Consider the following 24,968-nt stretch of genomic DNA (forward strand, 5'->3'; position numbering starts at 1 on the left):
AAGGTGCCGGAAACATCCTGCACCTTTTTAGTTACTCTTCTGAGTCGAAAACTATATCACCCTGTAACATTGTCATTAAGATCTTAGTGTCGGCAATCTCACCTACCCGCAAGCGGGTAATATCATGTTCCAAAATGGCAAAGTCTGCTGATTTTCCGATTTCTATCGAACCTGTAATATCACTGATTCCCAAACTTTCTGCGGCGTTGGTTGTGTAAGCATCAATCGCTGAATGAATATCCGGCAATCCCGTTTTACCCATTTTAAGGCTATTGGCGATACCAACTAACGGATTGATATCATGCACATTCCAGTCACTACTCAAAGAGACGTTAGCCCCTGTATCAAAGATGGCTTTCAGGTTCATCATGGCTCTGGTGCGTTTAGCACCAAGAAAAACTTCTGCCCATTTGTGATCATGGTAAGCCACATAATCAGAGCCAACCTGAAAATCTGCCGTTACATTCAGCTTGGCAAAACGCGGGACATCTTTTGAGTTCACCAGCTCCACATGAGTTAGTGTATAAGGTTTATCTGCGCCTTGACTGCGAACATATTCGATAGCATTCAGTGACTCACGAATACCTCCATCACCTATAGCATGAATATGAGCGCTATAACCAATTTGATTTAACTCATCAAGCCAGATTTTCATTTGCTGCGGTGGAATATAGTTGATGCCGTATGGCTCGTCAGGAATATAGGTGTCTAGATACGGAGCCAGTGTTTTTGCAGTTCCGTTAATGAAAATACCATCGCTATACATTTTCACCTGATCCACCAGTAGCAAACGAGATTTGTCGCTGGATTGAATTTTCTTTAAAAATGTAAGCTGGGGTTCCATGGAGTCGGCCGGGTAAATCCACGGGCGAAGCGATACACGAGCCGTTAAGTTTCCTTTTTCTTCAGCTTGTTTCCACACTTCATACCAGCCACGTTTCCAATATAATCGACCGTCACCAATTGTGGTTATACCATGAGCGGCCGCTTCTTCAAGGCCTGCCATTAAGCCTTCGTAACTTTGATCAAATTGGCTCTCTAAGCTGTTCCATGCCATCTCCATAACAATATCGCCCGCATTATCAAGCAAAATGCCATTGAGTTCTCCAGTTTCATCGTCTTTAAGAATCTTGCCGCTTTGCGGTTCTTGGGAGTGTTTGGAGATGCCTGCTTGCTTAAGGGCTGCTGAATTCACCCACATGGAGTGGGAAGTCTGCTCCATAATCACCACTGGTTGATCCGGGAAAATACGGTCAATCACTTCTAAAGGTGTATAACGGTTGTCTTCACTTAGGATTGCATCAAGAGAAAAGCCATAACCCATTAGCCATTCGTTCGACTTAGCTTGCTTACGACACGCTTTTAGATAGGGGATCTGCTCTTCCAGTGAAGCATCCATATTCAGCTCACAATTGCCCCCTGCCTCCGAAGCCGCTTCAAACACATGGTTGTGGTTATCGATAAAACCCGGCATCACAAAAGCTTGTTCAACATTGATAATGTTAGTTGTCGAGGTCCGATAGGCATTGACTTCGGGTGTATTACCAACATACACAATATTACCATCGTAAATCGCGATAGCATCTGCATCGTCGTAACCGTAAATCTTGGCGTTAGTGATAATCACATCCGCTTGTTCAGCAGCAAGAGAAATTGGACTCATGGTTAAGCTCGCTATTAATGCAAGTGAGTAAACTCGGTTCATATATTGATCCTTTAATGTCCCACAATATCTGTGAGTATAGGAAGTAGGTGGTTTGAAGAAAGTCTACAGTAGTCAAAAAATAAATGAAAAATAGTGAGTATTAGAATCTTGGGGTAGTCTGCACAAATCAGATTTCAAGTTACTTATTCTTATATATTGCACTCTTGTTAAAGCAATTAATCTAACAAAGTATTGTCCAATAGTTACTTAGGACAAACCAACATACTACAATAGGAAATTTTTCCGGCTTAGTTATTCGTTATCTTCACTCAATGCAAATTTGATCTCGTCAGAAGAGAACCCCTTTCGACTTAGCATCGCGTAAGCCTTAGAGCGTTCTTTATGATCGTTTAGGTCATAAGACTTCTTCTGCAACTGTTCTAAACAAGAAGAATAGAAATCTAGCTGCTCTTCATTAATCAATCGGTCGATGAGCGATGACAGCTCACTGGTGTCGATTTGTCGTTGTCTCAGTTCTTGCTGTATGGCAGTCAGTCCCTTGCCTTTACGAGCATACTTGAGCACCTCTTTTTCCAAATCGGCTTTCTCGGCCTTAATTTGAATATTACTTTTCAGTTGATGCGCTTGTGGGTGCTGGTCAATCGCTACCTTAACTTGTTGATAGCTAAAACCACGCTTTTGCAGTGTCGCAACCAGCTTTTCACGGCTCATGGTAAAGCTTGAGTAGTAGTGGTTGATTCGGTCTATCAAGATGGTTTGTTCATCAATAGACTTTTCGAAGGACACTTTATGGATTGCATCAGAAATCACTGAATCGGTCAGGCCTTTCTTCTTCAATTTTTCGACAATATATCGAGAACCGAATTCACCAGAAAAAGCTTGTTCCACGAATTGTTCTGCAAACACTTGGTCAGACTTGAGATACCCGAAGCCTTTCAGTGTCCCTAGAGTTTCATCGATCCATTCTTGATTGTCGGTTTTCACTTTGAGCTTCGCAACCAACTCGCTTTCCGTCATATCTCTCTGGGTTAGGTGCCACATTGCAGAGTTCATGACGCTTTCAATTCGTGTTGCTTTTCTTACCGTTGTATTTCTACTATTCGTTTTTTGCTGTGAATCATCCATTCGCTTTCAACTGTCCAAACTAAGCCTACCCCATCATAACGTAATTCTAAGGCGGTTGAGTGACATAAAAGAATGAAGCTCAATATAAACGGAAGCCAATAAAAATGGACGCTTATTCAGCGTCCATTTGATATCACATTAAGAATGATGGCTCTAAGCCATGCTTAGCTTTTTTCGTAATAGCTCTATTCGAAATCGCTTTTCGTACTAGCTCTTTCGCTTAGCTCTCTTCGTGATTGTAAATATGCACATCTCGTTGAGGGAATGGGATCGTGATACCTTCTTCATCGAAGCGTTTCTTCACGGTTTCCGTCACATCCCAATACACATCCCAATAGTCATCGGTCTTAACCCAAGGTCTGACGACAAAATCAACAGAAGACGTATTCAAGGTATGAAGCTTGATCATATGCTCCGGTTTTTTCAGTACTAGAGGGTGCGCAAGAATGATGTCGTTCAATACCGCTTTCGCTTTATCGATATCATCTGAATAACCAATACCGAAAACCATATCAACACGTCTTACACGTTCTGCCGTGATGTTGTTGATCACGTCACCCCAAATCTTGTTGTTTGGGATCACCAAGCGTTGGTTATCAATGGTTTGAACAGTCGTCGATACTAAGCTCATGTCTTTTACCGTGCCTTGCACGCCTGCCACTTTAACCATGTCACCGACGTCATAAGGACGGTAGATCAAGATCATCAAACCCGATGCAAAGTTAGATAGTGTGTCTTGCAATGCGAAACCAATGATGACACCGGCTACACCGAAACCAGTAAGAAGAGGTGCTAGCTCTATCCCTATTTGAGACAGTGCGATAAGCAAACCAATAAACACGACCGCTTTAGATGCGATGGATACAAAGAAGTCCTGCATCAATACACTGAAGTCCATTTTAGAGTGCGAAACACTCTTACGAACGGTTTTGCGAGCCACGTTAGCAATAAGGCGAGTTACATACAAAATACCGAGAAACAGAGCAAGTTTAACGATAAAAGAAGGGGTATTTTCAAAAGCCCATGAACTGAACGAACGAAGCCAACCATCCAACAGCTCCAGTGCAACATCAACATCCAACACATCGGCGTTAATGTCACCTGTCGTCGCTAGCAAAACACGTTTGTACGAAGTCACATCCACGCCAAACGGTTCCATTAGCGTGATGGTTTCTTCTAAGCTCGCGACCATAACGCTAGTTCGCTCACTGAAGCGTTCAAGCTCAGTTTTAATCGTCGCTTTCTCTTCTTCACTTACATAAGATAACCGGCGTTCTAAATCTTGACGTTGTGTATCCGTGTATAGAATTGCATTAGTAAGATATTGAGAACGAGAAACAAGTGCCGTTTTGAGCTCACCTTCAGGAACAGCAACATCAACACCACGCTCTTTCGACCAATTTAAGGTCTTAGCAAGCTGCTGATAATAGACATCCATCATTCCGATTCGTTTTTGAATACGCAATTCAAGGCGTTTTTTAGCGTCACCTTCAGCGGAACGGTTTTCTTTACTCATTGAAACGATTTTAGTTTCATTCAACGACAGCAATTTTTGTAGCAGTTCGACCTGCTGAGCAAGAGTGACATCCAGCCCCTCTTTTTTATCTGACGATAGCTGTGAAAAAATCTCTTCGCGTAGGCCCTGATTCTTACGCCTTAAGATATCTTCAAGAAAGGGCTTCTCAGCATCATGCGCCGTTTCTAATGTTGCTAGATCGAGCATTAACTGATCTTGTACTTCTGCGATTTTCTCAACGCTCTGCGCATAACTTCCAAATGCGACAAACGCCAACATTAACAATAGACAACGCCAAACCTTCATCATATTAATTCCTATCACTGTCTAAATTGACCCTATAAATAGTAGTAAAAAGAATATGGATAACAAGCATTTAAACGTATGTTATGTTAAAAATTCGCAAATTATCAGCCTGCTTCTAATATTTGAGAGTTCCAATCCCCTCTTATGACCTGTAGAGTACGCATCCAACAAAGAACAACAGCCAATATCTTCATTCGAGCACAGCACTAAAGCGCCCTAAATACGATGTTGGCTCACAGCAAGAGAGCATAAAAATGAACAACGAACTTGATATTATTGAGTCTCTAGAAGAACTAGAGCAATTCCTAATTTCAGTGGAAGCTGGCGGTTTAGGCCTTGAAGGCGTTGAAGGTGTAGGCATGGCAACCAATAATTCAGATGGTCGTCACTTCGTTGCTGTATTCAATAGCAGCCATAAAGTTCTGCTTGCTCGCTGGATCACCAAAGAGGTGTTTGATAACGGTAAAGACTTGGTACGTAACGGCCCTCGCCGCACTCACTAAGCCTTTCCAATAGCACCAATGATTAAAGCCCAACACGTTCACTGACGATCTGTTGGGCTTTTTTGTATCGCCTGTCCCGTCCTGATAGTTAATAAACCACTCAATACAGAATAATTAGCGATAACTTTCAGTTGTTGTGAACTTTAGCTACAGCTCAATGTCGTATTCGCGTGAATTGGTGTTTATGCGTCTTTTATCGTGTATCTGCCGTTTCCCGCATTTATACATAGTTTCACTTTAACCATTTTATGACTTGTGGCGCGAAGAGAACTTATCTAAGCTAGCCACAATTCAATGAGCTGGCTTTAACTAATAACAAATTTGATTACTGACTAATTTGCTGAACACATCACTACTTTTCTTATCCACAAAGAACCGCCGACAAAAGCATTCGCTTTGGGCGCTCTTCCTTACCGGACTGGTTATCGTAACTTGTCTGGCGAGCACTCTGGCCGTAAAGAAAGTATCGTTATCTGCATCCGCTAATGGTCAATCAGTCCTAGTTGGCGCACAAACTCATACAGAAACCAGTAACCCTCAAACCGACATCGCTTCTTCAGAAAAAATGGCCACTCTATACGCCAGTGTTTTCGGCTTAGAAGCCTCAAAAATGTTAACGTCCCCCAATTCAAGTTCATGCAGCCTAAGTTCAAAAATGCTGACCTTTGCCGCCCCAAAAACCGGCTGGCTGATCCCATTCGTACTTATTATTGCTGTTGCGTTTAACTTACCTCCTCACATCTCGAGATTATCTAGAGACAATCATCGCTCTACTCGACCGACAAAACACCGATTGCATCTAAAGCACTGTATATTTAGAGAGTAAATAACCGGGCTACTACACCCTTTTATTTATTTTTTGGAGATACATTTGTGTACAACACACTACTAACTAAGTTTGTCGATTCATTGGCATTCTCTATGCGTACATGCGCGAAAACCTTAGTCACTGCCCTTTTGGTTATGACGTCATTTACCGCCTTGGCACAGACAACGGGCTGGCTTAGTGTGCCTGAGCATCCGCCTGTTAAAATGCGAATGATGTCGACGGGTGAACAGTCGGATGACGGCTCTAAGATCCAAACCGTGCTCGATGTCGTGCTCGACGGCGACTGGAAAACCTATTGGCGCAGCCCAGGCGAAGGTGGCATTCCGCCAAGCTGGGACTGGTCTGGTTCAACAAACATTGAGTCAGTAGAGTGGCACTGGCCGATACCTAAATACTACGAGCAGCTTGACGTCATGACGTTAGGCTACAAAAAACATGTCAGCTTTCCTGTCACTTTATCCCTGAAAGACAACACGAAGCCTGCGATATTCAGGGCATCGTTTACATTTCCGTCGTGTACCAATATCTGTGTGTTAACCGATTACGATATCGAACTGCCGATTGACCCACAAACTTTAGCGCTCGATGAAGAAGCGATGTTCTTGTTCAACCAAGGCATGAGCCAGTCGCCACGAGAAGCTAACCGCACTTCGGTGAACGGTTTGTTTTGGGATAAGAGCAAGCAGCAATTGGTTACTCAGCTGACAAGCAAAGATGGTTGGGATAAGCCAATGGTGTTGATTGACGGGCAAGAAGTGATTGATGACTTCTTCTCTCAACCAAGCGTCCACATAACAGACAATACAATGACGGCCGTATTTGATGTGAGCAACTGGATAGGTGAAGTCGACTTAACGGACCGTAACGTGAGTGTCACCGTTTCAGACACAAACTTTGCCGAAGAGATGACAGCTCAAGTTGGGTCAAAACCAATCGCTTATCAAGAAAACAGTAACGGTTTTACTGCGATGATCGGTTTTGCCTTAATTGGTGGTTTGATCCTCAACATCATGCCATGTGTGTTGCCAGTATTAGGAATGAAGTTAAACAGCATCATTCAAAACCAAGGGGCATCTAATCGTCATATCCGACTCTCATTCTTAGCGTCTGCTTCTGGTGTCATTACGTCATTTGCGCTGTTAGCCCTAGGTATGACCGCTCTAAAAATGGGTGGTAATGCAATTGGCTGGGGAATCCAGTTCCAAAATGTTTGGTTCATCGGGTTCATGCTGATCATCACTTTGCTGTTTTCGATTAACCTGCTTGGGTTATTCGAATTCAGACTACCATCAGGTTTAAACACCTGGATGGCAACCAAAGGCGATGACTCACATTCAGGCCACTTTGTTCAAGGCATGTTTGCAACGCTGTTAGCAACGCCGTGTAGCGCGCCATTCCTAGGAACCGCTGTCGCGTATGCACTTGGAGCAAGCTACCAAGAGTTATGGGCTATCTTCATCACGCTTGGTATCGGTATGAGTGCGCCTTGGTTGATCTTTGCGCTATTCCCAAGCCTAACCAAATTGCTTCCAAAGCCTGGGGCGTGGATGTTCAAAGTTAAGCTGGTATTTGGCTTAATGATGTTCATTACCAGCCTATGGCTAACAAGCCTCCTTAGCCCATTCATTGGTAAATTCCCAACTATCCTGCTGTCGCTATTTATCGTGATTTCAGTATTGATTTGGATTGGCCGTAAGTTGGGTCGCAAGGTGCTTATTCCTATCGTCGCAACCACAACCTTGGTGTTTGGTGCTGCATTGATCGTCGGTAGTGTCACCGCTGATAACTGGGCGACTCCGATTGTTGACGATCTCGCTTGGCAAAAGCTGGATGCGAAGCAAATCCCTCAGCTCGTTGATGAAGGCAAAACGGTGTTTGTTGATGTGACTGCTGATTGGTGTATCACTTGTAAAGCCAACAAGATCGGCGTCATCCTTCAAGACCCTGTCTACAGTCACCTACAGCAAGAAGACATTGTTTTGATGAAAGGTGATTGGACAACACCAAGTGAAAGTGTCACTCAATACTTACAAAGTAATGGGCGATTTGGTGTGCCATTTAATATCGTCTACGGCCCGAGCTATAAAAGCGGTATTCCACTGCCTGTCATTCTCAACAGTGACACTGTCGTTCAAGCCATCGACGCTGCGAGATAACTGATGAAGACTCCCAACAATGAAGATAAATCTAGCACGATTGAAGACGACGCTGTAAAGGGTGAGGCCAAAAAGCCAAGTCGTCTTAAGAAGTGGGGAAAGGAACTGGTTTCAATGATATTGATCGTTGGCGTGGTTTCATTTGCCATGGACTTTTATCACAGCAGAAGCATGCCTCAGGGCGATGCGATTCCAATTGTGGGTCAATCGCTCCAAGGCGAAGATATTGATGTTATCGAGCTAAGCAAAAATGGTAAGCCAGTCATTGTCTATTTTTGGGCGACTTGGTGTGGTGCCTGCAAATTTGTAAGCCCGACGGTTAATAGCTTCAGTGATTCCCATCAGGTGGTTTCGGTCGCTCTATCGTCTGGTCCAGACGAACGTGTCCAGCGCTACTTAGAGGCGAAAGAGTATGACTTCCCTGTGATCAATGATCTCTCTGGATCGATCAGCAGAAGTTGGGGAGTCAATGTCACGCCAAGTATTGTCATCATCAAAGATGGAAAGATTAGCAGTATCGCAACCGGCGTTACATCCCCTATCGGCCTGTGGTTAAGAACCTACTTTGCCTAAATCGCTCACAAAGAAAAACAGAGCAAAGCTAAGTGAATAAACCGACTCAGCCAGTTTAACAAACAATATTAATGTGAGCGCAACCTAATAAGCGCTCACGATTATCACGAATTTGAGAAAAGACAACATGAAAAAGCATCTGATAAGCGCACTGATTATAGGCTCATTAATGAGTACTAATGCCTTCGCAGAATTAAACAAAGAACAAACTCAACAACTTGAAGAAATTAATCAATTCCTGAAGGAAAATCCATCGACGATCTCTGGATTGCATACCAGTTTAGAGCAGTACGTAGCAGGTCAAGAGCAAGCGAAGAAAGCCCAAGCGGAAAGCCATGATTGGTTATACAACAATGACGCTCACCCGATCCTTGGCAATCCAGATGGTAAATCGGTCATCATTAACTTTACCGACTATAACTGCCCTTACTGTAAGCGCTTGGAAAAAGGCTTGGTTCAATTAGCCTCTGAAAACAGCGACATTAAAGTGATCAACGTGTACTTATCGTTTAAGCAACAACAAGTTGCGGGGCTAGACACCAACGCGGCGCTATACGCGATGAAAGTATGGAAAGATAACCCAGAAGCATTCCCTGAAGTTGATAGATTGCTGATGGCGAAAAGCGGTATTCACTCGAAAAGCTCACTAGAAGCCGTTGCCAAGAAGACGGGAACAGAGGCGGAACTAAAAACAACTCAAGAACAAAACCAGGTTCTAACCACTAACCATCAAACGTTCAGTGCACTCGGCTTAACGGGCACTCCAACCATGATGATGAACGGAAATGTTTTACCAGGATATGTGCCTTACGACCGATTAAAAGAGGTCGTGGATGACGCTTTTTAATCGAGTGTAGATAGAGATAAAGATTCAAAAGAGAAGTAATAAAAAGCCGACTCGCGTAACTCGCAGTCGGGTTTTTGATGAGTTTAAGATAATGTTTTCAATATTATTTTTGAAATAGAAAAGCAGTCGAAGTGTCACTATCTTGCAATGGATTCTTAATCTAGCCTCGCTACTCTAAAAGCAGTTCTCTCGATGAGTCCAAGACGTGCTTACTCTAGACAACTGTCCTTTGACCGAGCCTAGCTCGGTCTTTTTTTACGTGTTTTAGATAACAACACAGTGCATTAACACGGAAACGTCCAACCGACTGAGCCTTAACTCAGCAAGCGACAAACAAGCGCACCCGGCTCCCTTAGCGCATCCACGTTATAGCTAAGGACACGTCCGGCAGACGGCGCGTGATAACGGCGACACTCATTACCAAAAGCGTCATATTGAATGGCCAACAGATCATCTTGTTCTACGCTCTGCAGAAGCTCAACCTGCGGCAATACGAAACCACCAATATCAGCGCGGATAGAAACCACATCATTACCCTCTATCCAATCCATACTCGGCAGCTGCATTTTCTCGGGATGATTTATTTCAACCTCGAACATTTCATAATAAGACAGCATATTAAAAACACCGTCCACGGCTCGTTGAATCATATCAGGCTGAGTAAACTTACCCATCCCCACTTCCACCGTAATGCTAGGAATTCCACTTCGATTCCAAACCGTTTCGAGAATACCTGGGTCGCCCGGATCATTGAGAACACAATCTGGCGTCATCAACCTTGCCATTTCAAGGCATTGTTCAATTCGGTAGTCAGCAAAAACATAAAGTGGGTAGACCGCGCCACGAGTTTGGGTATGTAGGTCAACGGCGAATGTCGCATTGTGTTTGAGTAAGCGATCCCACAAAGACGCAACAAAGCGCTCTGCCGCTAAGCCATTCGCATCACCCGGAAAGAGTCGATTAAGGTTGGCAGGGCAAGAGCCCGGATCCGAAGAGATAAAATCGCGGCTGTGGTTAAGCAAACCCGACAAGTTCACAGTAGGCACTATCGTGACCGTGCCTTTGAGAGTTTTACCGACTAAGTCTCTGATAATTTGCTGAGCAGCCAACACACCGTTGAGCTCATCACCGTGAATACCAGCGGTGATCATCAACTTAGGACCTGCTTGACTGCCTTTGAAAACAGAAACCGGCATGTTCTTGGGTTGCCCTAGCCCATCACTGGTTACTTGAAACCAAAACTGGTGCTCTCCAACGGGTAGGTCTTCAACATTCAAGGAGCCAATAACCTGCCTACCTTGTAAAACATCGCCTAAGTACTCTGTTTTCATCCAACGTCTCCATCTTGTTGAGCAAAATCTATTCTCTTCTAAGTTTTTGCATCATAGAGGATATCTTAATCAGTACAAACAGTTAATAAGATGAACAAGCTCTGACTTTCCCATAATACTCACGCATATCATCATCACTTCCCCTAAATAAAAGCTTGTGAAAGTCTGCACTTAAGAACCGATAAGTTATATAACCATTCACAAACCACTCAGTCTATTGAAATGAAAGTGCAATAAAATCAACACTTAAAAAGTTCCCTATTCACGAAAATGTAATTTTATAGAAATGAAAGCTTAATTTAGCTGCTCTAAATTAGCTTCATATCGAAACGGAGAGCACATTGCTCACGGATTTTAAAATACAAGGTAAGTGATTATGAAAAAGGCAGTTCTAGCTTCTGCAGTGGTAGCAGCACTAGTTTCAGGTTCTTCTCTAGCAGCAACAGTTTACAGCTCTGATGGTACAGAACTTAAAATTGGCGGTCGTGCGGAGGCTCGTTTCAACGTATCTGACAACAACGAAAGCGCATCTGACAGTTCTTTCAAAGACAAGTCACGAGCTCGTGTGAATATTTCAGGTAAATCTGAACTTTCTGATGGTTTATATGGATTCGGTAAGTATGAAGCAGAGTTCACTAGCGCATCAACAACAGAGTTCGAAGACGGAAGTGGCAATACTGTAAAAATTGAAAATGAATCTCTTACCAATCGCTACTACTACGCAGGTTTAGGAACCAAATTCGGTGAGTTCTCATACGGTAAGCAAGATTCTTCACAGGTAATGCTGACTGACATTACAGATACAATGGCAACATTTGGTGCAGATGCTGCTGATGCCGTTGATGGCAACAAAGATAAGCGTGAGAATAACTTCCTTTACTCTGGCGAGTTTGACGCGTTGACGGTACAAGCTAACTACATCGCTGCAAATGAAAAAGATGCAGATAGTTTTGGCCTTGCTGCTATGTATAACCTAGGCGCTTTTGACCTTGGTGCGGGTTATGTTTCTCAAAAGAATGGTAACTTCGATGACGATCAAATCAACCTTGTAGCTCAATTTTCTATGGATGCGTTTACGGTTGGTGGTCTATACACAATGGCTTCAGTTGCAGATAAAGATTACACAGGCTACGAGCTTTCAGCTATCTTCAAAGCAACTAAACAGCTATCACTAATTGGCGTATACAACTACGGCGAGTTCGATAAAGCGGCTGACGAAGAAGCAAATAACTTTGCTATTGAAGCGGTGTACAAGTTTAACGGCCACATTCGCACATATGCTGGTTACAAGTTTGAACAGCGAGACAATAAAGATGACCAACTACAAGCGGGCATCCGTTACGACTTCTAATCTAAATCGACTTTAGATACAGACTAAAAGGTTGGGCAATAGCTCAACCTTTTTTCATATTCAAATATTCTGACTGACTTCATCAATGCTTTTTCTGGTTAAGTGGTGCTAAATCCGTATCATAGGTGTACCACATCAAATAATTAGAAGCATCATGTCACAACACCATCCGATCCAAGGCGCTAGCTGGATGCTAACCGCAGGCCTAGCCTTTGCCGTTATTAACAGCCTAACTCAAATTGCTAGCATTCATTTCGGACTTACTTCTACCACTGTTGCCGTCATTCAATACGCCATCGCGTTGTTCGCTATTCTTCCTTATCTGAAAACGCTGGGCATTCGTCGCGCACTAAAAACCGACAACCTCAAATTGCACGTATTCCGTGTCTTCTTGTCTGTTATTGGTATTCAACTTTGGATATGGGCACTGGCTTACCCAGTACCAATTTGGCAAGGCATTGCCCTTCTCATGACATCGCCATTGTTTGCAACCATTGGTTCAGGGCTTTTCTTAAAAGAGAAAGTTGGGGCTGCTCGCTGGGGCGCGACCTTAGCAGGCTTCGTGGGTGCGATGGTGATTCTAGAGCCGTGGGCTGAAGACTTTAACTGGGCAACGCTACTACCGATTGGCGCCGCTTTCTTTTGGGCATGCTACTCACTAATGGTGAAAAAGCTCTCTTCACAAGACAGTCCTTCAACCATGGTGGTCTACCTTTTGCTATTGATTACGCCATTTAACATCCTACTTGCTGCGCCAGATTGGCAGACTCCAAGCGGCGGTACGATTTGGGCTATCTTAATTGTCATCGGTGTTATGACGGCACTCGCTCAATGGGCAATTGTAAAAGCCTACTCAGTCGCTGATGCTTCATTCGTACAACCTTTTGACCACGCAAAATTACCGCTAAATGTCCTAGCAGGTTGGATTGTATTTAGCTGGGTTCCACCGGGTCGTTTATGGCTAGGGGCTGCTATTATTATTGCGTCAGTCGCATTTATAACGCACTGGGAAACGAAAAAGCCGTCAAAACTGAAGAAAGTTTAGGGTTAGTGAAATAAATAGTTCAACTGTCCGTTCTATATGGATAAGAGAATTCAAACGAGGCCGTAACCATGAAGAAACCAGTCAAGATTACACTATACCGTTGGGCAGGCAGTTGGGGTCCATTTAAAGTTAATATCCCATGTGGGGAATGTACCCTTACCAAAGACATTCTTAAGGATACTTTTGAGAATGAGTTATCAGATGTCGATGTCGAACTGGAAGTGAAAGATTGGTTGTCTCACTGGTGGGAGCCTCTAAAACTGGGCTCTTGGCATGCTCCAATCCTTGTTGTTGAAGGCAAGGTTGTAAGCCAAGGCGAAGCGCTTAACCGCGGTGTGTTAGTTCAATCCGTGATCAAAGAGTGGACCAAACGAGACAGCCTAAAAGGCAACATCGTTTATGGTAAGGCGACCTGCCCATTCTGTGTTAAAGCGAAGAAAATGCTGGATGAAGCGGGTGTTGAATACCAATACCACGATGTCGTAAAAGACAGCGCCGCTTTGTACCGTATGATTCCAGAGGTAAAAGCACACATTGGTGAGAAAACACCGGTCACCGTCCCGCAGATCTGGCTTGATGGTAAGTACATCGGTGGTGCCGATAACTTAGAAGCGTGGATGAAAGAGAATGGCTTAGATAGCATCCCTAATAATGTGGTCGACTTATCCAATCAATCTGCTGGCTGAGTTCATTAAAAGCCATTAGTCAGAAGCTTAATTGGTATTTTTTGTGTCCATCCACAACAAAACAAAGCGATAACTTTCACCAATCGCTAAAACGAAAAAGGCCTTAAACTTCATCGAGTTTAAGGCCTTTTAAAATTCCGTTTTTGAAAATGCTTATTTAGCCATTTTCTTCATCATTCGCTTAAAGAACGATGGTTTCTTTGGCTTTGAAGTGCCGTACAATGCTTCGTGCATCATGTTTTTTGCTGCCATTTGACCAAGGTATGCGTGGCCTAGTTCGTAATTCATGCTTATCTCCGCACATAATCAACTTTCTTTAGCGCGGATTCTACACTTAAAACGCCCAAAAACAAGATCTAAATCACACTTTAATGCAATATTAAGCATTCATTTGCAATTAGCCTAATTTTGTCTCTGTGCTAATCAGCATTGTATATGTATATCAATGAGTTAACCTAAATTCTGGTTTGAGCTTAATGCTCCATTCCTAATAACAATCTAAGACATGGTTTAGACACTTATACAAAAAAGCAGCTCAAGAGAGCTGCTTTCTAAAATGCTTTACTTAGAAACCTAGCTACGCTTTGGCTGTCTGTAAGTTTTACCGGCAATTTGGTATGTGTCTTTTTGCTTCAATTCAAACATCGTTTCAAAGAACCAAGCTGCAAATTTGATTAAGTCATCGCCTTCATTCATGACATGTTCGATGTACTCTTGCTCTTCGCCTTGTTCATTTTCTTGAAGCGTCACGTGGTAAATACGCTTTTCGCCTTCCACTTCAGCAAGTGCAAATTGACCAGTCAGTGATGCAGCAGCCTCAGCGACTTCTGTATCCTCATTGGATTTCAATAGCTCAAGCGCTTGAGGCAGGCCATCTAGTGCGCAGATAGCTTTTACCAGTACTTCAAATTCATTTTGCTGCATTTTGTTTTTACCTATTCAATGGACCGAAGCATTGTAGAAAACCATCAGCACAAATACAACGTATTAACGATGGTGCGTTAAACGATAGTGAATTTAGTGTTTAGCTATATTCCACTTCAACAGTATCGCCTTTGTTGTTCATTTTGGTTGAAGACCAAAGCACTCCGCCCATGGCTGCGCCAATAATGAGGTAGAACACGCCTAACTGTAGATGAGTCGTGACCCAACTCTCTACTAGATACCCACCCAATAAACCCGCTAAACACATCTGAATAGAGCCCGACAATGCCGATACTGCGCCCGCTTGCTTCTTATGAGGTTCTAATAACATGCTGATTGATAATGGGAACGAAATGCCTTGTGCTATCGCCAACCAAGTAAACGCCCAAACTAAGTTAAAGATGGATAACTCATGAGTAAGAAGCCAAGTTCCCGATGCCAAGATAATCAAAATAGCTAGGCTCATCAGTTGGGGCGTACTAAACCTACGATTGAGTAAGTTTAAAGCGACGCTACCTATCAGTAAGCCTGCCGAAGGGACAATCATCAATGAACCATACTCAGCGGCGGTCAGCCCCAATTGCTCTTGCATTAAGAATGGAAACAGCGATAAAGATACCAAACTCGCCATGTAGCTCATCCAGTTGTAACTGGCACTGGTCAACACTTGGCGATTGGTCAACAAGCGTCCGTAGTTCTTCACCACTTGGCACGCATCAAAGCGGCTCTTTCCGTATGGCAAAGTTTCATGCAGAACAAAGTAACCCAGTGTGAATATCGCTAGTAGATACAATAAAACGAACAGGAACACCGCCTGCCAACCGAGGTGAAATGAAATCCAACCACCGAATACCGGCGCAATGATCGGCATGATCGAAGCGGTGATAGAGATATAAGACAACGCTTTGGTAAGCTGTGAACCATCATAGCTGTCACGAAGCACACTTCGCCCAAGAACCGAGGCACTACCCGCCCCTAAACCTTGCAGCAAGCGACCAACTTCTAGCGCCGTCATATCGTCAGAAAACACAACACAAACGACTGTACCAATCAAATAAACACCCTGACCTAACAAGAAGATAGGTCTTCTTCCCACCGCATCGGACATCGGTCCGTAAAATAGCTGAGACAAGCCAAAACCCACCAGAAACAGCGTGACGAGAAGCTGTACATCTACTTGAGTAGCACTTAAATCAGAAGCAATTAACGGTAATGCTGGCAAGTAGATGCTCACACCCACCTGCCCCGTAGCAATAATCATCATTGCTAAGAGTAACGGTGTTTTTTTAAAGGTCGATTGGCTCAAAAAATTCCCTATTCGTTTGATATTTGTTCATTAGACGAGTTTACATTCAAAACCAATAATTGATAATTAGCTAAATTGGAATTTTATTAAGTCCCAACAGGAAATAATATGGATTGGATTCTTAACGTAAAAAGCTACGTCAGAGTAGTCGAAGAAGGCAGCTTCAATGGTGCTGCTCGAAAGCTGAACACCACCAGCTCGGCGATCAGTAAAAGAGTGAACTGGTTAGAAGAGCGCATCGGCACCCAACTGTTAAAGCGAACGACTCGCTCGATTAGCCAAACCGAAGCAGGTGCGCTCTTTTACCTGCGAGCCAAGGATCAGCTCGACAATTGGCAGTCCATTATTGATGAGACTCGCTCGGTTAACCAAACCCCAGCAGGCCTATTAAAGATTGGCGCTACGATTGCGGTTGGCTCTAAGTTTCTGGTGCAATACATGGACGACTTCTTAGAAAAATACCCTGATATTAAGGTGCAGCTGATCACGACCACGCCAGGCCAATTACCTGAACTGGGCTTAGATCTGGTGATCAGTCGTGAACTGGAACAGCTCAACTCCTTAAGCTTCAAGAAAACACCGCTGTTTGAACACAAAGCCAGCTTCTATGCAGCGCCAAGCTATTTAGCTAAACATGGTTACCCCGCCAACGAGCAGGACTTAGAACAACACAACTCTTTGATTTGGGGAGAGCGCCCTACCCGAGAAGTCACACTCACCAAAGGGCAACGCATCACCCTCAATGGTAACTTTGCGACCACCAATCCAGAGGCTTTGTTTCATGCTGCGAAGCGAGGAATGGGCGTACTGTTAACCATCAAAGCGATGATCAAAGAGGATCTAAAGCAAGGGACATTAGTTCCAGTATTGCCAAATATTACCGCCGACGAAGTGATGGTTTACGCGTACTACCCTAAGCTTGATTACTCGCACACGCGAACCAAGCTCTTTTTGGACCATCTGAAAGACAGGCTAGACAAAGAGCGTAGCACGCAAGCTCTGTGAAATAAGTCACGTTTTAATTTGAAAAGTTATACAACACGGTCAATAATAAACTTGACGCATATGGATTATACAAGTTCGCACATATACAAGATAATACGTATACCGCTTACACAGTGAATCTGGTTAACTAGGGGTGGTGGCTATGACTCAACATACGCACAATAGCATGATAGACACAGAGCGCATTGGCCGTTTGCTGAAATTGGAAGGTATCGACCTTTTAGAGTCAGCTGTGCTTACTTTACATCAGACCTTTGATACTCAATACACCAGCATCATTGAGAAGAAGTACTTCCCTGACCAAACCGTTCCTTTGGTGATCGCCCATTCTGATCATGTATTGCATGACAAAATCAATGCGCGCCATGGTCACATCTACCAACAAGCCGTCAACCAAAGACACCCAGATTGCTCGTTTGCTCAGTACGTCGTCCAGTCATTGCCAACATCCGCATTTAGGCAGGAAATCACCTCACAAAACTCCATCGCGATCCCGACTCGAACTCAAAGTGGCGAAGTGATGGGCGTGCTGTTTTCAACGTTCACCTCGCCTCTTAGCCCTGATCAGCAACAAGACGTGATAAAGCACCATCAATTGTTCGCCGACATCATCATCCACACCTTGCGTGAAATGTGGTTTAACGATCGTTCCGAACAACTTGTAAATCAGCTTAGTTATGAGGTGTCACACGACAGCCTAACCGGGTTACTCAACCGAAGCTGTCTATCAGATACCTTAGAGTCGATTACTCAACAGAGCGTCACTCCATTTACATTGGCTTTACTCGATATCAATAGCTTCAAAGCCATTAATGACATGCACGGCAATTATATTGGCGATAAAGTACTTCAATTTGTCGCAGAAACCTTGCGGAGAACCTTACCCGAAAGCAACCTGACTTTTCGGACTGCTGGCAACGAGTTCGCCTTCATCACCTACCATTCTGATCCGATAGCCGTGTGCGAACAAATACTGGCCAAAATTAAGCAGGGCTACAGTAGCGTTGATATCAAGATAGATTTCGACGTCAGCATCGGTATTGCCAGTTCGGATGGAGACAACAAAGACGTTGAGCAAATCATCTTCAATACCAGCTTGGCGCTTAAAGAGTGTAAACACAGCCAAGATACTCATATTCAATGTTATGACACTCACTTAAGAGTTCGTTACCAAAGAAAAACCGAGCTAGTCGCAGCGCTACGAAGTGAGCTGGAAAACCCAATTTCACAAAGCTATATCCCCGACAGCAATGGAATGTACGTAGTGGTACAGCCGATTGTGGGTCAAGGTGAAACGCAATGGGAATATTTCGAGGTACTGACTCGCTGGAAAACCGCCAGACATGGAGACATCTCACCCGTAGAGTTTATTCAAGTGGCAGAAGAGTCAGGGCTAATTGTCGAATTAGGTGAACGCATTATTGAATTGGTGTGCCGCGCTAAAACCACACTAGAGCAAGGCTTGGGCTACAAGGTTAAACTTGGAATCAACTGCTCTGCGCACGAGCTTACTGATTCGAAACGTTATATATCCTACCTGACTCGAACCATTGAACAGCACCATTTTAAGGCGAATGAGTTTGTTATCGAGTTAACCGAAACCGTTCTGTTATCGCCAACACAAGAGACAAAATCCGCGCTTAACTTTCTGAGAGGACAAGGCTTCACGATTGCACTCGACGACTTTGGTACAGGCTACTCCAGTTTGAACTACATCCACAGCTACCCTATCGATTGCATTAAAATTGATGCGACCTTTATTCGAGACTTGTTAACTAGTTCGACCTCAGAGAGCGTAGTATGGCTGATTGTTCAACTGGCCCATAGACTCGATGTATCTTTGGTTGCGGAAGGTGTTGAGAAGCGTGAGCAATTAGAAAAGCTGCACGCGATGGGATGTGACAAGATCCAAGGTTACCTCTACTCACCTCCAATGCGACCTGAAGCTATCGTTAGCTATGTCGCGCACTCAGAGCCTTTAGTTTAAACCCTTACCGAACCTTCTATTGAGAACTAAAAAGCCGCAAGAGCATCACTTAACACTGACTGTGCTTTGTGATGCTCTTGCGGCTTTAAAACAGTTTAATGGCTAGCTACTTACTAGCATTATTAACCATTGCTAGATTGCGCGTTTCTAACGCTGCCTTCAATAGCTTGTCGGCTTCATCTCTCGCGGCTGTGAATGTCGCTTTTTCCTTTTTAGGCACAGAATCGGCCATTGGGATATTCGCTTTCATCGCATCAACAGGGCGACCACGTTCGATCAGTTCATAGTGCAAGTGAGCACCTGTCACTCGACCCGTTTTACCCGATAGGCCAATACGTTGACCACGAGATACCGTTTGTCCTTTACGAACAAGGATCTTGCTTAAGTGCAAGTAGCGCGTTTTATAAGTGCTACCGTGTTGAATCACCACATAGTTACCCGCATAAGGGTGTTTACGCGTCATGATCACTTTGCCATCACCCGTTGCTTGAACAGGTGTGCCAATTGGTGTCGCGAAATCCGTACCGTTGTGCGGTGAGATTCGGCCAGTCACAGGGTGTAGACGTTTAGGGTTAAATTGAGAACTCTGACGCCAGCTACTGCTCACTGGGTAACGTTGGAAAGCACGTTGAAGGCTATCGCCATTAGCATCGTAATATTGTCCGTCGGTGTGTAAGTATGCTGACACAACGCGGTTACGATTCATGATCTTAATTGCTTCAATTTCACGTTTTCCGGTTGCAACACCATCAACATATTGCGCTTTTTGAAGCACTTCAAACTGATCGCCAGCACGTAGGTCGCGGCTGAAGTTCAGCTTGTCTTTAAGAAGAGTCACAATATGGTCAATCTCAAGGCTGTTCAGGCCAGCTTTATTCGCCGACATTGAGAAGCTGCCATGAATATCACCCACTAGAGGTTTTTGCTTCCATTCACCAGGAATAGAGATGTCTTCGAATTCGTAGCTGCCGTCATCAAGTAATCGGTAAACCACTTTGTCCGCGACGCTAAATTGAAGTTCCATTTTAGAAAGGTCGCCGGTCGCTTCATCACGCCAAAAGCGTAATGTATTACCCGGACGAAGCGTATCTAAAGCAAGGAAGTTCAAATCAGTTTCCATCACGCTCATCATCGATTTGTAAGAAAATCCAAGCTGAGTGAAGATGCTACTCAAGTTATCGCCAGATTGAATTTGGTACTCAAACGTTGGCGGTTCGATAACAGTAACAGAAGAAGGTGACAGAATTGACTCAATCACGGTTGAGTCGGGCAAATCAAGATCGATCGTTTTCGTCAGATCCGATTGTGACGATTGCAAAGCAACACCAATCGCAGCAATAAGTGGCAGTCCCAAAATAGCTACTTTTTTTACAGGTGAAAGCTCAGCAAACGGAGAGGGAAATATTTTTGAATACACGGTAAACAGGTCTTTCTACGATATAAAGGCATAGGATATGCTTTTCAAACGCATAAATCATCAATGCATTGTCATAATATGATGTGAATCTTCCCAACTTAGCCTAAGTCATTGAGTTGCCGTAGATGAAGAGCCACTAGATAAGAAATAAAATTAACCGCTAAATTTAAAAATAAAAAAGCAGAAACGGCTAGTTTCTGCTTTCTATTGGTTGACGTTATTCCGTTTCGAATAATTAATAAACGAAGCGAATTAGTCGCTGGTTTTAAGAAAAGATTATGCGTTTACCGTCGACACTAGGCAGTTGTCTTCACCAAATTCATTTGGGATGTAACGATCGGCATTCGCATCGTTCACCCATTGTTGGTCATCAACTAGGTAGCGGAATTGAAACTCGCCATCTTTAGGTAGGCGAGTTTTAAACTTGTAAACCTTACCTTTGGCCAGTTTTTTCATTGGGGTGGCTTTCCAATCAAGAAAGTCAGCAACGATGGATACAGAGTTCGCTTCTTGAGCTTCTAGCTCGAAGGTCACTTCAACTTCATCTTTCGTCTTAAAAAAACGTTTATTAATCATTCGCAAGCTCCATTTGTAATAATAAGCGGACACAAAGCTAACTGTGTCTAAATTTCATTCATCTAACTAAGATAATATGTAATTTGGCTCACATAAACAACAGATCCTTACATTCACGAAAACGTTATTGCTTACCAATTGATTGCGTATCAAAAGAAAAACTCATTAACACCTTTTCAGAAGGGGGTTCTGCAAATGATTGTTCCGCAGAATGCTGAGTAAAGCCGATAAAACCTTCCCCAGTAAGTTTATTCTGTGATTGCGAACCTGGCTGGTGAGCTACCTCCAATGTCTGAATTTGTATACGATCACCCAGTAAAAGTTGGTCGACTAACACCACACGGCTTCGTTGCTGGTCATGCTTAAACAGGCCTAGATAATAGAAAACACCGCTGCCTTGGTTAGATATCCACATCGGCGCGACAAAGAAACTCGCCTTGCCCAACGTGGCGGCTGAAAGATTATTGGTGTCTACCGTTACCACACCGCGCTCAACACCTGAGTCATAGCGTCCAAACGCGATGGCTCTAGGCTCATCAACTTCATTGATAAAAGCGTAGGCGTTAGTCTCAGGAACTTTAATTGTCCATGGATTGGTCGTCTTCAAATCAAAAACGGTTTCTACGACTGGGTCATAACTCACTTGAGAAGAAGGAAACTTCGCCAAGATCTCTTCATCACTTAAGCTAAAGCGATAAATACCCGCTACTATCACCACAACCAGCATGACAATTGGAATCAGTAGAATCAGAGGGATAGGTAAGATTTTCTTTTTCATGGGCAATTATATTCTTTTGTTTTCATCCAGTTGTGCAGACCATAAAGGGCTTTAGTATAATTATCAATACAGGGTTAACCAGAAGTGGAGCATGGATGGATATCAATCATATTAAAGACAGAAATATCAGAAGTTGCGAATGCCGCTGTGGAGCAGTCAACCTAGTATGCCGAGGTGAACCTCAACGTACATCTGTCTGCCATTGCTATGAGTGTCAGAAACGCACCGGAAGTGTGTTCGGCGTTCAGGCTCGGTTCCCAATAGAACAAGTTACACTCAGCGGTGAAGTGACCTCTTTTTCACGCATCAGCGATACGGGTAATGAAGTCACCTATCAGTTTTGTCCCAAGTGTGGCACCACCATGCTTTTGCAGTCGGTTGCCGCCGCTGATTTTTATATCGTCCCGCTCGGATTATTTAAAGAGCAAGACTTCCCACTGCCGAGCTTTTCGGTTTATGAAGAACGCAAACACGGTTGGGTTAAGTTCGACCACCAAATGAGCCATTACAACTAGTTCGTCATTGAGCGTTATCTTTATCTCGTTATTGACCGTTATCTTTAATATAGCAACAGTATTAAAACAAACTGCAATACTGTTGCCTAAGATCAAATATCACCGCTTCACAGCGCTAGCGTATCTTTTGTCTAGCGTTATAATCTTGCTCCTCTATTTAACCCAGGGTGAACCACATGATTTCTAAGTTACCTCGCTGGGTTGAATACGGCGCCCTTTTGTTAGCTGGTCTTGCTGGCAGTGTTAATGCTATCGGCTTACTTGGCTTCCAACATCAAGCTATCTCCCATATCTCCGGCACCATGTCTTTGCTAGGCAGTAGCCTGCTTACACCGACCTCGGCTTCTGTTCACCTCCTATTGGTGATCATGAGCTTCATGTTAGGTGCGGCGTTCAGCGGGTTCTTTATTGAAAACCAAGCATTGAAGTTAGGACGCCGTTACGGTGTTGCACTATGTATTGAGGGTGGATTGCTGTTTTTGGCGCTGTGGACACTGTTGCAAGGCTATACTTCAGGTCAGTATTTCGCTTCAGCCGCGTGTGGTTTGCAGAACGCGATGATCACCACTTACAGCGGGGCAATCATTCGAACAACACACATGAGCGGGATCATTACCGATCTTGGGATCATGATTGGCGCTCGCTTAAAGGGGATGCCTTTTGACCGCCGTAAAGCCAAACTGCTAATTTTCATTGTGGTTGGCTTCCTGTTTGGCGGCTTAATTGGCGCTTGTCTGTTCCAACGCTTCGAAATCTTGGCATTGGCTTTCCCTGCCTCTTTTGCTTTCATTATTGCGTTTAGCTACTGGTTATACTTGACCTATCGAACTGAAACCCCAGTCAATTTATAAATATCTGGCAATATAACCTCAAACTACGTAACATCCGCAACACTTTATTCTAAACTCTTAATACGTTGCAGAATAACCAGTATGAATATTTAGCGATATTTGATGAATAGTATTGCAAGCGATATTAATACTGGGTAATCTTGCACCCAATGAGAAAATACGGACGTTTAGTGAATAAAAATGCCAAGGATGTGGCTTTTTTACGTGTAGAAATTCGAGAACAATAACATGTCTAACAACAAGAATACTGCTCAAACAGAGAAATCTAAAGGCAGTTTCTGGGTTTTCTTAATCCCATCATTGATTGGTTTATTCCTTTTCATGGCGCCAATCAGCTATCAAGGTGATCTAACCATCCCTGTAGCTATCTTAGCCAAATCAATTCAAGCGGTTTTCGGTGAATATCTAGTCCCTATCATCACTGCGATCGTTGCTTTCATGTCTGTAGCTTCAGTTTTAAGCACCATTTTTAAGCCTACATTCATTACATCAAATTCATTTTTAAACGGCCTTTTCAACCCATCTCCACTGTGGTTGCTGGTTCGTTTAATTGGTGGTGCTGCAGCCGTTATGGCTTTCTTCCAAGTTGGCCCTGAGGTTATTTGGGAAGAAAATACTGGTGGTCTGGTTCTAGAAGGCCTGCTTCCGACACTGTTCTCAGTATTCATCTTTGCTGGTTTGCTACTTCCGCTTCTACTTAACTTTGGTCTACTAGAGCTGTTTGGCACGCTACTAAGTAAAATCATGCGTCCAATCTTCAACCTACCAGGCCGCAGTGCTATTGACTGTATGGCTTCTTGGTTGGGTGACGGCAGTGTTGGTATCCTGCTTACAAGCAAACAGTACGAGAAGAAATTCTACACTCAGCGTGAAGCTGCGGTTGTTGGTACGACTTTCTCAGCAGTATCTATCACATTCAGTCTTGTGGTTATTGCTCAGGTAGAACTAGAGCACCTGTTCCTACCTTTCTACGCAGCAATCTGTTTAGCGGGTATTGTGGCAGCGGTGATCATCCCTCGCCTTCCACCACTAAGCATGAAGAAAGATACTTTCATTGATGGCAGCAAGCCGCACAAAGACGCTGACGCGATCCCAGCAGGTCACTCAACGTTCTCTTGGGGTCTTGAGCTAGCGGTAAATAAAGCATCTCAAGTAAAGTCGGCTAAATCTGTATTTGGCGAAGGCGTTCGTAACGCCGTAGATATGGTATTTGGCGTACTGCCTGTTGTTATGGGTTTAGGTACAATGGCACTGGTTATCGCGGAATACACGTCTGTGTTCTCAATCCTAGGTCAGCCTTTCATTCCATTCCTAGAGCTACTTGGTGTTCCTGAAGCGGTTGCAGCATCTGAAACGATTGTTGTTGGTTTTGCGGACATGTTTATCCCAGCAATCCTTGCGGCTTCTATCGACAACGAGATGACTCGCTTTGTTATTGCAGCAATGTCGGTAACTCAGCTGATCTACATGTCTGAGGTGGGCGCTCTACTTCTAGGCAGTAAGATTCCAGTGAACATCTTAGAACTGTTTATTATCTTTATTCTACGTACGTTAATTACGCTTCCAGTTATCGCTGGTGTAGCGCATCTAATATTCTAAATTAGAAACTACTTATGTAACTCAATAAAGATTCAGTTTATAAAGCCTCACTTTTGTGGTAATGCCGATCAGTTAA

At 43.7% G+C, this 24,968-nt stretch carries 22 protein-coding genes; 12 read left to right on the forward strand and 10 right to left on the reverse strand.

Annotation, left to right across the window (positions count from 1 at the left end; all coding sequences use genetic code 11):
- Window positions 1-31: 31 nt before the first annotated feature.
- The 3 genes from AB4323_RS16525 to AB4323_RS16535 all read right to left on the reverse strand — a co-directional run bounded on the left by AB4323_RS16525 (window position 32) and on the right by AB4323_RS16535 (window position 4,616).
- On the reverse strand, window positions 32-1,705 hold the full coding sequence (locus AB4323_RS16525; RefSeq protein ID WP_372152911.1) for an amidohydrolase: 1,674 nt from the start codon (window positions 1,703-1,705) through the stop codon (window positions 32-34).
- Window positions 1,706-1,957: 252 nt separating this feature from the next.
- Window positions 1,958-2,791, reverse strand: a complete 834-nt coding sequence (locus AB4323_RS16530) for a regulatory protein RecX (protein WP_171732768.1) — start codon at window positions 2,789-2,791, stop codon at window positions 1,958-1,960.
- A 220-nt stretch (window positions 2,792-3,011) separates the two neighbouring features.
- Complete coding sequence (locus AB4323_RS16535; RefSeq protein ID WP_065583709.1) at window positions 3,012-4,616, reverse strand: mechanosensitive ion channel family protein; 1,605 nt, start codon at window positions 4,614-4,616, stop codon at window positions 3,012-3,014.
- Window positions 4,617-4,867: 251 nt separating this feature from the next.
- Between AB4323_RS16535 and AB4323_RS16540 the strand changes: the two genes are divergently transcribed.
- From AB4323_RS16540 to AB4323_RS16555, 4 genes are all read left to right on the forward strand, one after another.
- A complete protein-coding gene (locus AB4323_RS16540) occupies window positions 4,868-5,116 on the forward strand; it encodes a hypothetical protein (RefSeq protein ID WP_017062732.1) in 249 nt (82 codons plus the stop codon).
- A gap of 921 nt (window positions 5,117-6,037) precedes the next feature.
- Window positions 6,038-8,101, forward strand: coding sequence for a protein-disulfide reductase DsbD family protein (locus tag AB4323_RS16545; RefSeq protein WP_372103758.1), 2,064 nt, complete (start codon window positions 6,038-6,040; stop codon window positions 8,099-8,101).
- A 3-nt stretch (window positions 8,102-8,104) separates the two neighbouring features.
- The gene (locus tag AB4323_RS16550) at window positions 8,105-8,674 is read left to right on the forward strand and encodes a protein disulfide oxidoreductase (RefSeq protein ID WP_229647366.1); all 570 of its coding nucleotides are present in this window, start codon (window positions 8,105-8,107) and stop codon (window positions 8,672-8,674) included.
- 127 nt (window positions 8,675-8,801) lie between these two features.
- Window positions 8,802-9,521 carry a DsbA family protein gene (locus tag AB4323_RS16555; RefSeq protein ID WP_372056527.1) on the forward strand — a complete coding sequence of 240 codons (720 nt, stop codon included), beginning with the start codon at window positions 8,802-8,804 and terminating at the stop codon, window positions 9,519-9,521.
- A gap of 314 nt (window positions 9,522-9,835) precedes the next feature.
- Here the strand turns inward: AB4323_RS16555 and AB4323_RS16560 are convergent, their stop codons facing one another.
- Complete coding sequence (locus AB4323_RS16560) at window positions 9,836-10,852, reverse strand: succinylglutamate desuccinylase/aspartoacylase family protein (RefSeq protein WP_122081174.1); 1,017 nt, start codon at window positions 10,850-10,852, stop codon at window positions 9,836-9,838.
- A 376-nt stretch (window positions 10,853-11,228) separates the two neighbouring features.
- Here AB4323_RS16560 and AB4323_RS16565 point away from each other — a divergent pair, with 376 nt between their 5' ends.
- The 3 genes from AB4323_RS16565 to AB4323_RS16575 all read left to right on the forward strand — a co-directional run bounded on the left by AB4323_RS16565 (window position 11,229) and on the right by AB4323_RS16575 (window position 13,934).
- Window positions 11,229-12,203, forward strand: a complete 975-nt coding sequence (locus tag AB4323_RS16565) for a porin (protein ID WP_017064330.1) — start codon at window positions 11,229-11,231, stop codon at window positions 12,201-12,203.
- A 154-nt stretch (window positions 12,204-12,357) separates the two neighbouring features.
- Window positions 12,358-13,248: a DMT family transporter gene (locus AB4323_RS16570; RefSeq protein ID WP_017089881.1), complete on the forward strand. Its 891-nt coding sequence runs from the start codon at window positions 12,358-12,360 to the stop codon at window positions 13,246-13,248.
- A gap of 68 nt (window positions 13,249-13,316) precedes the next feature.
- Window positions 13,317-13,934, forward strand: a complete 618-nt coding sequence (locus tag AB4323_RS16575) for a glutaredoxin domain-containing protein (RefSeq protein WP_372152913.1) — start codon at window positions 13,317-13,319, stop codon at window positions 13,932-13,934.
- A 153-nt stretch (window positions 13,935-14,087) separates the two neighbouring features.
- On the opposite strand, the gene AB4323_RS16580 is transcribed toward AB4323_RS16575, so the two are convergent.
- The 3 genes from AB4323_RS16580 to AB4323_RS16590 form a co-directional block, all read right to left on the reverse strand.
- Window positions 14,088-14,222: a hypothetical protein gene (locus tag AB4323_RS16580; protein ID WP_010431176.1), complete on the reverse strand. Its 135-nt coding sequence runs from the start codon at window positions 14,220-14,222 to the stop codon at window positions 14,088-14,090.
- A gap of 285 nt (window positions 14,223-14,507) precedes the next feature.
- Window positions 14,508-14,858 (reverse strand): hypothetical protein, encoded by a 351-nt coding sequence (locus tag AB4323_RS16585; protein WP_017057980.1) that lies wholly within the window; start codon window positions 14,856-14,858, stop codon window positions 14,508-14,510.
- Window positions 14,859-14,958: 100 nt separating this feature from the next.
- Window positions 14,959-16,164, reverse strand: a complete 1,206-nt coding sequence (locus AB4323_RS16590) for a multidrug effflux MFS transporter (protein WP_372152915.1) — start codon at window positions 16,162-16,164, stop codon at window positions 14,959-14,961.
- Window positions 16,165-16,272: 108 nt separating this feature from the next.
- Here AB4323_RS16590 and AB4323_RS16595 point away from each other — a divergent pair, with 108 nt between their 5' ends.
- Entirely contained in the window at window positions 16,273-17,169 is an 897-nt protein-coding gene (locus AB4323_RS16595) for a LysR family transcriptional regulator (RefSeq protein ID WP_017062741.1), read from the forward strand.
- 142 nt (window positions 17,170-17,311) lie between these two features.
- The gene (locus tag AB4323_RS16600) at window positions 17,312-19,156 is read left to right on the forward strand and encodes a bifunctional diguanylate cyclase/phosphodiesterase (protein ID WP_136975963.1); all 1,845 of its coding nucleotides are present in this window, start codon (window positions 17,312-17,314) and stop codon (window positions 19,154-19,156) included.
- Between the two features lie 106 nt (window positions 19,157-19,262).
- Here AB4323_RS16600 and AB4323_RS16605 read toward each other — a convergent pair whose 3' ends face one another.
- From AB4323_RS16605 to AB4323_RS16615, 3 genes are all read right to left on the reverse strand, one after another.
- A complete protein-coding gene (locus AB4323_RS16605; RefSeq protein WP_029235892.1) occupies window positions 19,263-20,573 on the reverse strand; it encodes a peptidoglycan DD-metalloendopeptidase family protein in 1,311 nt (436 codons plus the stop codon).
- Between the two features lie 276 nt (window positions 20,574-20,849).
- A complete protein-coding gene (locus tag AB4323_RS16610) occupies window positions 20,850-21,149 on the reverse strand; it encodes an isoamylase early set domain-containing protein (RefSeq protein ID WP_009845720.1) in 300 nt (99 codons plus the stop codon).
- Between the two features lie 124 nt (window positions 21,150-21,273).
- Complete coding sequence (locus AB4323_RS16615; RefSeq protein WP_372152917.1) at window positions 21,274-21,927, reverse strand: hypothetical protein; 654 nt, start codon at window positions 21,925-21,927, stop codon at window positions 21,274-21,276.
- A 32-nt stretch (window positions 21,928-21,959) separates the two neighbouring features.
- Between AB4323_RS16615 and AB4323_RS16620 the strand changes: the two genes are divergently transcribed.
- From AB4323_RS16620 to AB4323_RS16630, 3 genes are all read left to right on the forward strand, one after another.
- On the forward strand, window positions 21,960-22,442 hold the full coding sequence (locus tag AB4323_RS16620; protein WP_170926836.1) for a GFA family protein: 483 nt from the start codon (window positions 21,960-21,962) through the stop codon (window positions 22,440-22,442).
- Window positions 22,443-22,618: 176 nt separating this feature from the next.
- Window positions 22,619-23,293 carry a YoaK family protein gene (locus AB4323_RS16625; RefSeq protein ID WP_017062746.1) on the forward strand — a complete coding sequence of 225 codons (675 nt, stop codon included), beginning with the start codon at window positions 22,619-22,621 and terminating at the stop codon, window positions 23,291-23,293.
- 228 nt (window positions 23,294-23,521) lie between these two features.
- The gene (locus tag AB4323_RS16630; RefSeq protein ID WP_017067418.1) at window positions 23,522-24,892 is read left to right on the forward strand and encodes a YjiH family protein; all 1,371 of its coding nucleotides are present in this window, start codon (window positions 23,522-23,524) and stop codon (window positions 24,890-24,892) included.
- Window positions 24,893-24,968: the final 76 nt, after the last annotated feature.

It is taken from the genome of Vibrio sp. 10N.261.52.C11, from assembly GCF_041471405.1.
Lineage (GTDB): Bacteria > Pseudomonadota > Gammaproteobacteria > Enterobacterales > Vibrionaceae > Vibrio > Vibrio crassostreae_C.

Excerpts from the sequence above, each read along its gene's own strand:
- AB4323_RS16580 (WP_010431176.1), bottom strand. The coding sequence starts at position 14,222 with ATGAATTACGAACTAGGCCACGCATACCTTGGTCAAATGGCAGCAAAA.
- AB4323_RS16550 (WP_229647366.1), top strand. The coding sequence starts at position 8,105 with ATGAAGACTCCCAACAATGAAGATAAATCTAGCACGATTGAAGACGAC.
- AB4323_RS16625 (WP_017062746.1), top strand. The coding sequence starts at position 22,619 with ATGATTTCTAAGTTACCTCGCTGGGTTGAATACGGCGCCCTTTTGTTA.
- AB4323_RS16575 (WP_372152913.1), top strand. The coding sequence starts at position 13,317 with ATGAAGAAACCAGTCAAGATTACACTATACCGTTGGGCAGGCAGTTGG.
- AB4323_RS16570 (WP_017089881.1), top strand. The coding sequence starts at position 12,358 with ATGTCACAACACCATCCGATCCAAGGCGCTAGCTGGATGCTAACCGCA.
- AB4323_RS16585 (WP_017057980.1), bottom strand. The coding sequence starts at position 14,858 with ATGCAGCAAAATGAATTTGAAGTACTGGTAAAAGCTATCTGCGCACTA.
- AB4323_RS16630 (WP_017067418.1), top strand. The coding sequence starts at position 23,522 with ATGTCTAACAACAAGAATACTGCTCAAACAGAGAAATCTAAAGGCAGT.
- AB4323_RS16565 (WP_017064330.1), top strand. The coding sequence starts at position 11,229 with ATGAAAAAGGCAGTTCTAGCTTCTGCAGTGGTAGCAGCACTAGTTTCA.
- AB4323_RS16610 (WP_009845720.1), bottom strand. The coding sequence starts at position 21,149 with ATGATTAATAAACGTTTTTTTAAGACGAAAGATGAAGTTGAAGTGACC.
- AB4323_RS16555 (WP_372056527.1), top strand. The coding sequence starts at position 8,802 with ATGAAAAAGCATCTGATAAGCGCACTGATTATAGGCTCATTAATGAGT.
- AB4323_RS16600 (WP_136975963.1), top strand. The coding sequence starts at position 17,312 with ATGACTCAACATACGCACAATAGCATGATAGACACAGAGCGCATTGGC.
- AB4323_RS16530 (WP_171732768.1), bottom strand. The coding sequence starts at position 2,791 with ATGGATGATTCACAGCAAAAAACGAATAGTAGAAATACAACGGTAAGA.
- AB4323_RS16615 (WP_372152917.1), bottom strand. The coding sequence starts at position 21,927 with ATGAAAAAGAAAATCTTACCTATCCCTCTGATTCTACTGATTCCAATT.
- AB4323_RS16540 (WP_017062732.1), top strand. The coding sequence starts at position 4,868 with ATGAACAACGAACTTGATATTATTGAGTCTCTAGAAGAACTAGAGCAA.
- AB4323_RS16525 (WP_372152911.1), bottom strand. The coding sequence starts at position 1,705 with ATGAACCGAGTTTACTCACTTGCATTAATAGCGAGCTTAACCATGAGT.
- AB4323_RS16595 (WP_017062741.1), top strand. The coding sequence starts at position 16,273 with ATGGATTGGATTCTTAACGTAAAAAGCTACGTCAGAGTAGTCGAAGAA.
- AB4323_RS16545 (WP_372103758.1), top strand. The coding sequence starts at position 6,038 with ATGCGTACATGCGCGAAAACCTTAGTCACTGCCCTTTTGGTTATGACG.
- AB4323_RS16560 (WP_122081174.1), bottom strand. The coding sequence starts at position 10,852 with ATGAAAACAGAGTACTTAGGCGATGTTTTACAAGGTAGGCAGGTTATT.
- AB4323_RS16535 (WP_065583709.1), bottom strand. The coding sequence starts at position 4,616 with ATGATGAAGGTTTGGCGTTGTCTATTGTTAATGTTGGCGTTTGTCGCA.